This is a genomic window from Cryptocyanus atlanticus LEGE 06306 (assembly GCF_056633155.1).
This window is the reverse complement of the sequence record NZ_JBSJOZ010000015.1, coordinates 1-12,239: the sequence shown is the minus strand read 5'-3', so window position 1 is coordinate 12,239 and position 12,239 is coordinate 1. Positions and strand designations below refer to the sequence as shown.

General features: G+C 62.9%; 17 protein-coding genes. 8 read left to right on the top strand and 9 right to left on the bottom strand.

Features of this window, described 5'->3' with window-relative positions; genetic code table 11:
- Positions 1-310: 310 nt before the first annotated feature.
- From cas2 to csx18, 3 genes are read right to left on the bottom strand one after another with little or no spacing between them, the layout of a single operon-like run.
- Complete coding sequence (gene cas2 / locus ACWJI7_RS12680; protein ID WP_479938386.1) at positions 311-598, bottom strand: CRISPR-associated endonuclease Cas2; 288 nt, start codon at positions 596-598, stop codon at positions 311-313.
- A gap of 3 nt (positions 599-601) precedes the next feature.
- Positions 602-1,594 (bottom strand): CRISPR-associated endonuclease Cas1, encoded by a 993-nt coding sequence (gene cas1, locus ACWJI7_RS12675; protein WP_479938384.1) that lies wholly within the window; start codon positions 1,592-1,594, stop codon positions 602-604.
- A complete protein-coding gene (csx18, locus tag ACWJI7_RS12670) occupies positions 1,594-1,875 on the bottom strand; it encodes a CRISPR-associated protein Csx18 (protein WP_479938382.1) in 282 nt (93 codons plus the stop codon). Before csx18 ends, cas1 begins: the two co-directional genes overlap by 1 nt.
- A gap of 183 nt (positions 1,876-2,058) precedes the next feature.
- Between csx18 and ACWJI7_RS12665 the strand changes: the two genes are divergently transcribed.
- From ACWJI7_RS12665 to ACWJI7_RS12645, 5 genes are all read left to right on the top strand, one after another.
- The gene (locus tag ACWJI7_RS12665; RefSeq protein WP_479938380.1) at positions 2,059-2,307 is read left to right on the top strand and encodes a type III-B CRISPR-associated protein Cas10/Cmr2; all 249 of its coding nucleotides are present in this window, start codon (positions 2,059-2,061) and stop codon (positions 2,305-2,307) included.
- A gap of 64 nt (positions 2,308-2,371) precedes the next feature.
- A complete protein-coding gene (locus ACWJI7_RS12660) occupies positions 2,372-3,688 on the top strand; it encodes a TIGR02710 family CRISPR-associated CARF protein (RefSeq protein WP_479938379.1) in 1,317 nt (438 codons plus the stop codon).
- A complete protein-coding gene (locus ACWJI7_RS12655; protein ID WP_479938378.1) occupies positions 3,685-4,221 on the top strand; it encodes a hypothetical protein in 537 nt (178 codons plus the stop codon). Before ACWJI7_RS12660 ends, ACWJI7_RS12655 begins: the two co-directional genes overlap by 4 nt.
- A gap of 78 nt (positions 4,222-4,299) precedes the next feature.
- A complete protein-coding gene (locus tag ACWJI7_RS12650) occupies positions 4,300-4,950 on the top strand; it encodes an alpha-ketoglutarate-dependent dioxygenase AlkB family protein (RefSeq protein ID WP_479938376.1) in 651 nt (216 codons plus the stop codon).
- Entirely contained in the window at positions 4,943-5,818 is an 876-nt protein-coding gene (locus ACWJI7_RS12645; RefSeq protein ID WP_479938375.1) for a hypothetical protein, read from the top strand. The genes ACWJI7_RS12650 and ACWJI7_RS12645 overlap by 8 nt, the downstream gene beginning before the upstream one ends.
- Positions 5,819-6,145: 327 nt before the next feature.
- On the opposite strand, the gene ACWJI7_RS12640 is transcribed toward ACWJI7_RS12645, so the two are convergent.
- Positions 6,146-6,823: a hypothetical protein gene (locus tag ACWJI7_RS12640; RefSeq protein ID WP_479938373.1), complete on the bottom strand. Its 678-nt coding sequence runs from the start codon at positions 6,821-6,823 to the stop codon at positions 6,146-6,148.
- A complete protein-coding gene (locus ACWJI7_RS12635; RefSeq protein WP_479938371.1) occupies positions 6,820-7,329 on the bottom strand; it encodes a hypothetical protein in 510 nt (169 codons plus the stop codon). The genes ACWJI7_RS12640 and ACWJI7_RS12635 overlap by 4 nt, the downstream gene beginning before the upstream one ends.
- A gap of 175 nt (positions 7,330-7,504) precedes the next feature.
- Here ACWJI7_RS12635 and ACWJI7_RS12630 point away from each other — a divergent pair, with 175 nt between their 5' ends.
- From ACWJI7_RS12630 to ACWJI7_RS12620, 3 genes are all read left to right on the top strand, one after another.
- Positions 7,505-8,119, top strand: coding sequence for an Nmad2 family putative nucleotide modification protein (locus ACWJI7_RS12630; protein WP_479938369.1), 615 nt, complete (start codon positions 7,505-7,507; stop codon positions 8,117-8,119).
- 35 nt (positions 8,120-8,154) lie between these two features.
- The gene (locus tag ACWJI7_RS12625; protein ID WP_479938367.1) at positions 8,155-9,030 is read left to right on the top strand and encodes an Nmad3 family putative nucleotide modification protein; all 876 of its coding nucleotides are present in this window, start codon (positions 8,155-8,157) and stop codon (positions 9,028-9,030) included.
- A 98-nt stretch (positions 9,031-9,128) separates the two neighbouring features.
- Positions 9,129-9,644: a hypothetical protein gene (locus tag ACWJI7_RS12620; RefSeq protein WP_479938365.1), complete on the top strand. Its 516-nt coding sequence runs from the start codon at positions 9,129-9,131 to the stop codon at positions 9,642-9,644.
- 130 nt (positions 9,645-9,774) lie between these two features.
- Here the strand turns inward: ACWJI7_RS12620 and ACWJI7_RS12615 are convergent, their stop codons facing one another.
- The 4 genes from ACWJI7_RS12615 to ACWJI7_RS12600 form a co-directional block, all read right to left on the bottom strand.
- Positions 9,775-10,137 carry a hypothetical protein gene (locus tag ACWJI7_RS12615; protein WP_479938363.1) on the bottom strand — a complete coding sequence of 121 codons (363 nt, stop codon included), beginning with the start codon at positions 10,135-10,137 and terminating at the stop codon, positions 9,775-9,777.
- A 633-nt stretch (positions 10,138-10,770) separates the two neighbouring features.
- Complete coding sequence (locus ACWJI7_RS12610) at positions 10,771-11,445, bottom strand: hypothetical protein (RefSeq protein ID WP_479938361.1); 675 nt, start codon at positions 11,443-11,445, stop codon at positions 10,771-10,773.
- Positions 11,446-11,449: 4 nt separating this feature from the next.
- Positions 11,450-11,932: a hypothetical protein gene (locus ACWJI7_RS12605; RefSeq protein WP_479938359.1), complete on the bottom strand. Its 483-nt coding sequence runs from the start codon at positions 11,930-11,932 to the stop codon at positions 11,450-11,452.
- Positions 11,933-11,936: 4 nt separating this feature from the next.
- Positions 11,937-12,239: hypothetical protein (locus ACWJI7_RS12600; protein ID WP_479938357.1), on the bottom strand; the 303-nt coding region annotated here is incomplete at its 5' end.

The following is a 12,239-nucleotide window of genomic DNA, read 5'->3' as shown; positions in this document are numbered from 1 at the left end:
GGAGGCTGCACCGCCCCCTTCTCTGCCAGCGCTCCCTGCTCTCATCGAGCCTCCTGCAGGCCTTTCGGCGGTAGAGGCAATGGACTCGTCGAAGGCGGGGTTGAGCTGCCGCGGCCCACGAAGTTTCCAATCAAGAGGGGTCACCAGCGAGTGGTGACGCTGCGGACAATTTCGGTGTGGGCGGTGGTGATGGTAGGGACCAGAAGAGACACGACCCATCGCTGCTGAATACCTTCAAAACCGTTGCACGGCAAAGCTGAGCGCTACGCAAAGCCATCACTGGGATCTGGGCGTAGCGAGTGGTGCGCGCTCAGATCACCGGATCGTCCCAGTCTGTGCTGTCAACGGCTTTGCCCAGGTGCACAATCCGCGCGGAGCTCGCTTCCGGCACCGGCCAGAGGCGAACGCTGTCGAGCTCGACCTGAATCAGCCGGGTCAGGCGCTGCCGCAGCACGGTGATCTCCTCCTTTCGCAGCATGCACTCGAACACGCTCCACTGCACCCGCACGCCATAGCCCTCCAGCAGCTTGGCAAGTTTGCGGCGGCGCTTGTTGCTGGGGCTGTCATAGGCGATCACCCAGAGTTGTTCACGAGCCATGACTCAACGCCGCTGGGGAACCACCAATCCATCCACAGGGGCATATACAAAACGAACAAAGGCCCGCACCAGCCCGTCGACAAGTTCCCAGCGTGGCCCATGCCGGCTATCGGCCAATGTCACCCGCTCAGCCATGTAGCTCGACCAGGTTTTCAACCACAGGCGGCGCGTGGCTTCATCAAGAAAGATGCCGCCATTACGGGCCTCAAACCCCTGATCGGCCCGGATGCGTCGGATGCGGATCAACCACACATTGAATGGATCCACCAACAGGGTGCGCAGCGGTTCGATCAGATCCGACACCAACGCGGCATGCCGCGCCGAACCCACATGCAGCACCCCTTCATAGGGGTCCAGACCCTGCAGTTCGATGCGGGTGAGCAGACCATTCCAGAGAACGGCATAGCCGAATCCGCAGAGGGCATCGAAGGGCGTGGTGGGTGGCCTGCGGTGGCGTCCGAGGAAGGCAAAACCATCCCCCTCCAGCAAGCGGCCCAGTGCCATGAAGTAGTCGGCGGCGGCATTTCCCTCCAACCCCCGGATGCGATCGGCCGATCGAGCCAGGCGCACCTGCTGCCCGTGCCAGTTGAGCCGCTTAATCGTGGTCGCCACCAGCTCCCGCCGGTCGCGGCGGGTGAGCCGCAGCAGCAGCACCCGGCCATTGGAGATCTTTCCGGCGATCAGGCTCGAGGCGGCGGCCAGCCGGTCGGCTTCCCCCAGCATCAGCTGGTGGCGCCCTCGGTGCCGGAATCCTCCCTCCACCGGCTGAACACGGCCGTGGCACCAGCCATGGCGGCTCAGGTAGGCGATTGGGATTCCCCGCTGCAGGCAGGCCCGGATCAAAGGAGTGCTCAGCTGCAGGTTGCCCATCACCAGGATCTGGTCCAGCAGGGGCAGCCGCACCCGTTCGATCTCCTCCCCCCGGCAGCGCACCACCAGCTGCTCGCCATCGATGCCGGCCGTTCCATAGGAACGGAGCAGGTAGAGGCTGCGCATCAGCGCTTGGGCAGACGCCAGGTTGTCGGATTAAGGCTCCGCGCGGGCGAGGCGCTGGCTGGAGGCCTGCCCCGCTGACGCTGGGCGCCCTCCAGCCAACGCTGCAACACCACACCACCAAGGCCGGTGAGGAAGGTGCTTGCCGTGACCAGCAGGGTCAACGTGATCACTGCAGCCAGCCCCAGTGGTGCGATCAGCAGCAGAACCAGGGTGATCGCCCCATTGACCAGGCTGATCAGGCCATGAACCATCAATGCAGGGCGTTGAGAGGAATCGGTCATCGCTCGAGCCGTGGTGCGGGGTTCTTTCGAGCTTCGACGACACCAGGTGCGATGAGTCTCCACTTCGTGCGAAGAACGGGGACCTGGCCTGCAAACCCGTCAATCCTTCAATACTTCGTAGTTCGCCTCAAAATGGCGACAACTCCAGGGAAATCGGCCTAGAAAGCACACACTTGAATCATCGTGTTGACGTGCAGTAACGGGTTGGCAGATCAATCGGGTGCCACACAACCCATCTTTACCGTCGTCACGATCTTTGCTCCGGTGCAGGTGTTCATCAGCTCTTCGTGCAAGCTACGGGACCGCTATGGCAGCTCCTTACTGCTGTCCGTACTCGCCAAGGCGATCGCCGATGACGCCCGGCAGCGGGTTTTTGAGGTGCTCAGTCCGGCTCTGGTGAACACGGCGCGGGGGACCCCAACCTGCTCGTAGTCCGTGGCGCCTACAAGAAAGGTACTGGACGTGATGCTCTCCATCTGACCCGATGACCCACGTGTTGCTTGTCACCGTTGGCGGCAGCCCCGATCCGATCCTGGCTGCAGTGGAGGCCCACCAGCCCGATGAGTTGATCTTCATCTGCAGCGCCCCCCCCTGTGAGGCGCCAAGCGTCGACCAGGTGATCGGTGAGGGGATGCCCTGTTTGCATTCAGGCCCGGATGGTCAGCAGGAATGGCGGCCCAATCTTGTCAACCAACTAGGCCTTGCCGATTTCCGGCCCGATCTGCAACTCGTGGAGCTGCCGGATCCCGACGACTTGGTGGACTGCCATCGCCGCATCCAAAGCTGTTGCCAGGCGCTCAAGCAGCGCTTCAGCCGGCTTGAGCTGTGCGGCGACTACAGCGGTGGGACCAAGACTATGAGTGCGGCCCTGGCCATGGTGCTGGTGGACCAGGGCGCCGGCATCAGCCTGGTGGCGGGCCAGCGCAGCAACCTGATCCGTATTGAGTCCAGTGAGGGCAGCCGCTCCATTGCCGTCGGTCCCCTCCGGGCGACGCGTCTGCTACAGGAGCAACTGCCACTGCTGCTGCGATCCCATTTCTACGACCGGGCTGCAGTGGCCCTGCATGAACTGCTCACCCTCCATCAGAACAGCCTCGACACACCGAGTCTGGAGGCGATTCAGCAGCTGGAGGAATGCCTGCCGGTGCTGATGCTCTGGGATCGCTTTCGCTGGGAGGAGGCCCTGGAGCAGGCTGCCGGCACCATCCTGCCGGAACAGTTCCCAGCCCTCATCGATTGGTGGCAGCGGGTGGTGGAGTCCCGTCGCTGGCTGGATCAGGCGGAACCAGCGGTGACCGTCACCGGCTACGAACTCGTGCAGGACCTGTTGCTCAACGCCGAACGCCGGGGCTGCCGGGGTTGGTACGACGATGCTGTGGCACGTCTCTACCGGACCCTCGAACTGCTCGCCCAGACCTACATCCAGCTGGAGAAGGGCTACGACCATCACGCCTTCTGGGATGACGAGCAGATCCAGCGTGATTGCAGGCAATGGAATGTGAAACGCGGCGTGGGTGGTCTCTACTGGTGGTTGCGGCAGACCGAGGGGAGTACAGGCCTGGGTGGTGCGGCCGGTAGCCAGTGGTTTCAGCTGCGCGAGCTTCTGGGAGCACGCAACCAGTCCCTGCTCGGCCACGGTCTGCGGCCGGTGCAGGAAGGGGAGTGGCAGGCTCTGCAGCAAAGGGTCACCAACCTGGTGACCAGGGCACTCTCTGAGGTCGGCTGCACGCAGGGTTCACCGCCCCACCAGCTGCCCGGAGCCACCTTGCTCGATGGGCCCGCTGCCCGCTTCCTTCTCGGCCAGACTTCATGACCGACATCCTCGTGCTCAGCTTGGGCACCACCACCGACCCCCTGGAGCAGTGCATCTCGCGCCTCCGGCCACGCCGGACGGTGTTTGTCTGCTCGCAGGGCACCCGGCCACTGGTGGATCAGATCCTCAGCAAGGTGCGGGTCATGGGCTTTGAGCCGACACGTGATGTACTCGTGCTCAGCCAGTCCGCTGCCGGCACCGACTCACCAGCAGGGGAGATCGACCAGTTGCACGCCGTCTACGAGTGCTGCCGCAATCTCCTTCAACGGCTGCGACGTGAGGAGCCTGGAGCTCGGATCTGGGTGGACTACACCGGCGGAATCAAAACGATGGCCACCGGCCTTGGACTTGCGACCGTCGATGACGTTGGAGTTCAGCCCGTCACCTACACTGAATGTCAGCGACTCGATGACATGTTGGGTGGGTTTCTGAGTTCCATTCTCGATCAGCGGCGAGGAGAACTGGTTCCCCTCGAGCAGCTCCCTAGCAGCTTGGTAGAGATGGGCCTTACAGAAGTTGACCATGGCTCGTGATTCGCACGAAGATGGCCCACCGGATCGTCACGAGTGGGAGCGTGGAGAGCAGAGGTTCCCGCCTGCTTGTTTGCTCCGATGACCGACCAGCTCGGCTTCTTTGATCCCTCTCCCTGCGATGCTCCGCAGCTTCAGGCGTTACCTGGCCTTGCCCTGCGCTTTTGGCCCGGCTGGGTCGGAGCCGAGGCCGATGGCTTGATGGAGCGCTTGCGGCGTGAGGTGGCCTGGAAACAGGATTGGATCACCCTCTTCGGCCGCACCCATCCCATCCCGCGCCACACCTGCTGGGTTGGGGATCCCGGCTGTACCTACACCTACAGCGGCGTGGCCAACACCATCGAGCCCTGGTCTCCCCCGCTCCAGCAACTGCGCGAGCGGGTGCAGCAAGAGGTGGGCTGCAGCTTCAACTCCTTACTGCTCAATCGCTACCGCGATGGTCGCGACAAGCTCGACTGGCACGCCGATGATGAACGGGAACTCGATCCGGCATCTCCCATCGCCTCCCTCAGCCTGGGTGCCGCGCGCAGCTTTCGGCTCAAGCCGAAGGACCCCGAGGCCCATGCCGGCGATCCGCTGGTCTATGAGCTGGGCCACGGCGATCTCCTGGTGATGGATCCCCCCACCCAGGAGCACTGGCTGCACCAGGTGCCCCAGCGCCTTCGGGTGCAACAGGAACGCATCAACCTCACCTTTCGCGTCATTCGCCCGGAGGCGATCCGCCATGTATGACCGGCTGATTCCCGAGGTCATCGACACCTTTTCCTACCCAGGAGAAAGCGAGCGCGACTTCCTTCTCCGTCTGCGCGATGCCGATATCCGTCTGCGGGGGAACTACGCCACCTCGGCACCCGTGGCGGCTGAGCCCTATGCCAAACCCATCCTCAGAGCGGCCTACCTGTTTCGCTATCTGGGGCACTACACCCTGCAGCTCGGCGATCTGCTGAGGGATCTGGAAGGCACCGCCGCCGCAGACGTGCTCGCACTGCCGGAGCTGAAGCTCGCGGCCCTGTGCGGTGGACCCTGCCCAGAAGCGATTGCCCTGGCAACGCTTCACCAGCAGGCGGGGGGGCAATACCTCCAGGCCACCGTGCTGGATCTTCATGCCGAAGCCTGGGCCGACTGCTGGCCCATCACCACCCGCATCATTGACGACTATCCCGAGCATCCAGAAGTGCGGATCGGCGGTGTGGCCATCGATCTGTTTCAGCCCAAGCTGCCAGCTCGGGAACATCAGGCGCTGCGGTGCGCCCAGGTGTTCACCACCATGAACTGCCTCAACGAGCTGGTGGGCCTTGATGCCGAGAAGCTCCAGCAGGGCTTGGCGATGCGCCTTGATGCCCTCGCCCCGGGAACGCTCGTGCTCGCCAGTGATCAGGCCAGTTACCGCGACTGTGCTCGGGGCCTGCGGATGCTGCAGGAGCTGCTCCAGCAGCGGGGTGCCTCCATTCTTCTGGCCGAGCTGGATCCCAACCGGCCCCACGTGGCCCAGAACCGCTTCGAGACACCGGAGCGGATCGCCTGGATCTACAGCGCGGAGAATCAGAACATTTTTCGAATCTGGACGAGGCAGCTCCGCCTCGCGGCCCTGATGGCCTGAACCTCGTCCTTCGCACGAGGAACAGGATGAATCGGCCCGACAAGCAGGACAGTGAAGCGGTCCTTCGCCTGATCGCCCATGCCTGTCCGTTCCGGCAGCTGGGAGCAGTTCCACCACCACATCCGCTGGAGCCAGCCTCCTGCTCGTGCAGCCGCCCCGATGCCGTCGGTGATGCGCTCGGCAGCCGTGTCGATCCGAGCCCCCCGCGAGCAGAGCCCCCGGGGCTCGGGCAAAGGGCCATCTGATCTCGGTGATCTGCTCATCTCCCTCTGGAAGGGTTTCTGGGGTGGCCGCTGAGATCAACGCTTCTTGGTGCTGATCCCTGAGCTATCTCCGAACAATCAGGAAGGGATCGTCGCCGGGGCCTGGCAGCGAACGGCTCAGGCCCATCACCGTCAACCCCACCAGCAGCACCTGCCCACCGGGTACCAGCGCCAGCGCCACGCTCAGCACCAGTGACAGGGTCGCCCCGCTCAAGGCCCCCAGGCCAGTGGCCGCCAGGGCCTCCTGCAGCAACTGCCGCCGTTCAGCCGGATCAGCTGTGCTCCACCTCCGGCGGCTCTGCAGCAGCGCCAGCCCCAGGCTCAGCCCCGCCGCCAGCAGCGCCGCCTCGAGGCTTTCGATCACCAGCGCCTGCGGCATCCCCTCGGCGGCGAGCGCATCGAGGCCGCCATCGAGATGGGCGCGGCCGATCTCCCAATCCTCCATCCCTTCGGCACCACGGGCGCGGTTCCAGCTCGCCGTCTCGAACTGCCATCCCTGCGCAGCAGTTCCGCCCTCCGCCTGGGGGATCCAGTGGCTGAGGTCCTTGTCCGCCAGCCAGCTGCGCACCGCCGCCTGGGGATCGGGGGCCCGCAGCAGCAGCTCCGGCAGCTGGCCGCTGATCTCCGCGCCGTGGCGGGCCAGCCGTTCCTGCAGGACCGCGATCGCGGCGGGATCGGCCAGCCCGTCCCCGAGCCGACCGATGAGCGCACCCCATGCGCCGCTGCGCCATGGCGGTCTCATGCCGGCTGCGTTCCTTCCTCACCACCGAGAAAGCGGCGCAGGTTGACGCCCGCCTCGTAGGACGCTGCCAGCAGCTCCGCCCGCTGCACCTCACCCAGGCCGTCCCAGAAGGCATGGAACGTATCCATCGAGGCCTTGCCCATCCCCACGAAACCGAACAGCGTCAGCGGCAGGCCCAGCCAGGGGAACACCAGCAGTACAACCCCCAGCACCACGCTCACCACCGCCCCCTGCTTGGCGGACTCCCACACCGTCATGGCAATGGTGCGCACCTGGGTGGCGCGGTCGATCTCGCCCCTCTGGCGCAGGGCCTCGGTGCGCAGGGCAGTGAGCAGAGCCTGGTAGATCGCGTAGACCACCACGCCGCCGATGGTCGATTCGGCCACGAACTCCCCGCCATTGAAGGCTCCACCGTTGGCATTCACGTCGATCGAGGCCACACCGGCGGTCGGGGCCGCCTCCCAGCCGGCGCGGGGGATGCGGAAGGGGTCGGATTCACGGCTCATGGCGTGGGCTCTGATGAACGATGGCCTCCGCAGCGTCGCGTCCCCAACCAGCGAGGGAGTATGGATTCGTGCGAAACACCAATCCACCTGGTGTTTCGCAGGATGAGTGATTGATTCACGAACTGAGGAAGACACAGTGATGGAAATCGATAGCCACTCATCCAGGAGCCACCCCATGAGCCTGTTCTCCTATGTCGTTCGACATGATCTGGGATTTGCCCCCAATCCCTATGGCGGCTTTCTGACTCTGGCCACGTGCAAGCCCAAAATCCGCAAGACAGCCAGCGTCGGCGACTACATCGTGGGAACCGGGTCGTCAACCACTGTAGTTCACAAGAAGCTCATCTACGCTGGCCGCGTGAGCGAAGTGGTTTCCTTGGCAGACTATGGGCGCCGCCAGGATTTCCACCGCAAGGTGCCTCTGGCCTCCCAAGATCCCCGCGAGTATTCCGGCGATAACATTTACTCATTCAATAGCGGCAGGTGGCATCAGCACTCCAACAGATTTCATGGACCCGAGTCGATCCAGCGAGATCTGAGTGGCGAAAATGCCCTGATCTGCCGGGATTTCTGCTACTACGGAGATAATGCCGTTGAAATTCCAGCTCAACACCACTGGATCATCAAGACAGGCCCAAACCATAAGCGAATCACCGAGGGAGGCTCCACAGATGCAGTATTGGCCTGGTTGCATTCGTTACCTGCAGGGATCCATGGGAAACCCGCGGGAAGCACTCACCACGCCAGCCGTAGGCAGGGCTCTACAAAATGCGCCCCATGTGGGCACTAGGCTCTTTCTCCGATCGTTAAGATGAAGCCCTCGAAATGAAGATCATCCTGTCACGAAAAGGGTTTGATGCTTCCTATGGAGGAAAACCAAGCCCGATTCTTCCTGATGGAAGGCTTGTGCCCCTACCCATTCCCTCATCCCACGATCACCATACTTTCGCACAAGCCGATCTGGGATCTACAGATGAAATTGATCAGCTTCTCTCGGATCTGAGCAAGGGGGAATTCCACGCCTCAAGCACCGTCCATCTTGATCCCGATCTTCGCAGAAACAAAGCCAGTCGCCCGCAGGGCTGGAGACCTGCCTTCGGGCAAACAGGCATTGCTCAGAGCCATCTTGCCTCTCGGGGAGTTGGCAATGGCGACCTGTTCCTTTTCTTTGGCTGGTTTCGGGAAGTGATCAGCCAGCATGGCCGCTGGACCTATGCAGCAAAGTCGCCCGATCTCCACCTGATCTTCGGCTGGCTCGAAGTTGACGAAAGGCTTCCCGTCGTCACTCATCGGGAAGAATGCTTGGTGCGGCACCCATGGATCGTCGATCATCCACACGTGGCTCAACCAGGCCATTACATGGATCAGCACAATACTCTGTATATCTCCAAGGCCAAATCGGATTATTACCAGTCTGCCAGCTTTGGAGGCGGAAGATTCGCCAGGTTTTCGCAACGCCGGAAGCTAACAAAAACTGGGCACAGCCGAAGTATCTGGTCTTTGCCGCCGTGGTTCATGCCCACCGAAGGCCGCAAGCCTTTGACATACCACGCCGATCCGAAGCGCTGGACGACGGGACGAAGTGAGGAAGTGATCCTCAACACCGTCGGCAAAGGTCAGGAGTTCGTTCTTGATTGCGACGATTATCCCGAGGCCATTGAGTGGGCCTCATCAATCATTGGTGAGAACGTCAAGTCATGATCTCCCAGACTTGAGCGAAGGCTCGGAAGCAGAAGGGGAACCGGCTTCCTTCTGGTGCGGCAGAGCACACAGACATCATGGTTCCGCCATCAATCTCCGTGTTTCGCACGAACAATATCCTCGAATCAGCTCAGCACGGAGATCCTGGTGGAAGCAATGGAGAGGAAGCAATGAACCACACCCCAGATCAATCCGGTCACCGGAGCTTCCGCTACCGCTTCCGCAATGGCAAGCCGGTTGACCCCAGCGAGGGCCTGCACCCGGAGATGACCGAGGACTTGCTCGCAGTGCCGCTGCAGTCCGGCATCCCCGACAGTCCCCAGCAACTCATCGACATGCAGTCCAAGGACCAGCGCCCCGAGAAGCCCGAACGCGGACAGAGCCCCAAGGTGAAGGAGGTGCTCGATCTGATCGAGAAGCTCGACACCAGTGCCTATGAGGACCAGCAGATCGCCCTGACACTGGTCCGCTATCTCGAGACGTTCCACGACGGTGTCGTTGAGGAGATGCAGCAGGATGAGGGCGCCAAACACAGCCAAATCGTGGCCTGGGCCATCGACGCGGACCGGCTGATGCGTGCCAGAGTATTGCTGGACTCGGTCGATCTCGACTGACTGCCTCACCCGTGATGAGCACCCCTACGATCCGACAACGTTCTCGCGGCTTCGTGAGCCTCTGACCTTTGCAATCCCGATCGAAGGTTGGCAGGGTTGGGGCTGGCAGCGCTCGGAATCTCGATCTCTCTCACTGCACCAACGAGCCGCTCCGCCCTGCGTTTCCAAGCACCACAGAATCGCCTTCGTGGTTCAGCCAGCCCGAGCGGAAGCCTTCTTGGGCTGCGATGGTGCGCACGTCCCGGTAGTAGCCGGCCCCGTCTGGCGTGATCGCGGCTGTGAGGTGCCGCAGCGAGGGATCGTGTTGCCGCAACCAGGAACGCAGCTCGATCACACTCATCACCTGTCCGGGGATGGGCTGCAGCTGCACGGCAGAGCCGAGATCGGACAGGCTGAAGTATCGAGCGGTTGTCTCCGGGTCATCCCCGGAAAAAGGGCGCATCCCTTCGCGGGTGAGCAGGAGATAGATGGGACGGGTGCGTGCGTCCTCCACCTGGGGCAACGAGAGCTGCACCACAGGCCGCCGCTTGTCAGGCGACAGCGAAAACTGGTCCGGCGCTTTGCATCATTAAGTATTACCGCCAATTGGTGTCGCGACAGGAATCGGCCTCTTCCCTGTCTGCGCCCCCTTTCCCACCGCTCGCATTCCCTCCAGCAGCTGCTCGGCGCGGGCTCAAGGATCGGCCCTCCCGCAAACGCCTCAGCCTTGAAGTAGCAGCGTGCACGGTCTTCATCGATCCGGTCCCACCAGTCGCCACCGATCAGCCGCAGCCACAGATCCGGGAACGGCTCCCAGCACCCTCGGAAACCATTCCAGATGGCTTCTCCGCCGGGGGCTCCATCCATGCGGGCCAGGATCACCGGGCGGCCATGACAACCGTCATCGTCGTCCTCCCAGGGATCCTCCTTGGTGTAATAGCGGTAGGCAAGGTTCATCAGCACCTCCAGCATGGGGATCACCCCCCATCGGCCAGTGCCTGGAGGTTCATCCTCTCCCAGCCGAATCACTCTCAGCTCCAACCGCAGGACGGAGTCAGAGCAGGCTTCTGGGCAGGGAAATACCGGCTGATTTCTCCTACGCTGAAACCAGTAGGAAGGCACTCCATTCGCGCCGAATACGACGCCCCTACTGGAGTTGTCTGCCGATCTGAGGGACTGCTCCTTCCAACTCGGGGATGGACACCGCTTCCGGCCACGGCTCCCAGTGCTCCCCGCCTTCGGTGTGTTCCTCCAGCACACCCAGCTCCCATTCCCAGCGTGGATCAGCAAACGTCTGGCGCAGCAATGTCCGCGGGCTGGGGAAGGATGCGGGCACCATGGGAGGCCCCCACAAGTCATACCCATCGTCGTGCTCCCTCACGAACCGGGCCGCGACCTCCTGACCTGTCGCCTCAAGCACTGCCGACAAGGCTTCTGGAAGGCCCTCGGCGGCCTGTTGCACCATGTTCGCGACCCCGCAGGCGTGGATCAGCTCGCTCTCACTTCCCTGGATTGGGAACCAGCTCAGCGGCTGCACTCGGGTGATCTGCTCCGCGGTCGGGTTGGGTGTAATCCAATACGCCCCGCTGAAGTGATTCCGCCGCATCCGCAGGAACCACAGATCCCCTTCAACCAATACCGGCCGCCCTGCAGGTTGCGTTCTGGAGCTGTCCAGCTCCTGCCAGGGCACTGCTGGCAGCAGATCCGGGCGGCTCTTCACCCAAGCCAGCAGGCGCTTCTGGGCCTGCATGATCGGGTGATGCTCCAGCCGCTGTTGCTGGATCCCCATCTCACGGGCCTGCGCCTGCAGCGCAGCCAGCATGGTTCTACGCCGGTGGCTCATCGCTTGGGTCCTCCACCAGCACAGCAACGATCTGCTCCATCACTTCTGCAGGGAGCTGCTCCGAGAGGTGCTGCAGCAACGTGCTGGCGGCAGCTTCACTGGCCGCGGCCTCTAGGTGCAGCGGCACATCCAGCCCCAGCAGCCGCGCTTCCCGCTCCTGGATCTGGATCCAGCGCCCGATCGCCTGAACCTCTCCCCGCACCACCGCCCCTGCCAGCCGCTCCCGTAGCCAGCGCAGCTCCAGCAGGTGCTGAGCTCGGATCGAAGCCGTCTGCACCTTGATCTCCTTCTGGAGCTCCTGCAGATGGCGCCGCACCACTCGCTGCACCGTCGCCTCGCCGCAGCCCAGCTGCTGGGCGATGAAGCCATGGCTCTGTCCCGCTGCCCGCAGGCGCAGGATCCGCACATCGCGCTCCGCCCGGGGGAGTTTGGTGCGGTGCTGAATGGGGCTCTGCAGCAGGGACACCCGATCAAGCCAAGACTCCCTCAATTGTGGGGTGGGCTTTGGGGAACTCGCTCCTCTTGACCAGGGAGAGAGGGGCCTGCAGAGAACCCAGGCATCTGATTACTTGGCCGGTTTCCCTATTCAATTGGTCTTGACAGCAACTCCCACCGACGACCTGATGTTGAGGCAGTGCAGCAGTAGCCAGCAGATCCGGGGTCCATATCTCCTTTATGCCGCGAGCAAAAGCTATGCAGAATTCAAAGATGTGCGGGATGTCAAGCGACATCCGGAATTGGTCCTCCGGCGACACGAAATCTGGCCCACCCTG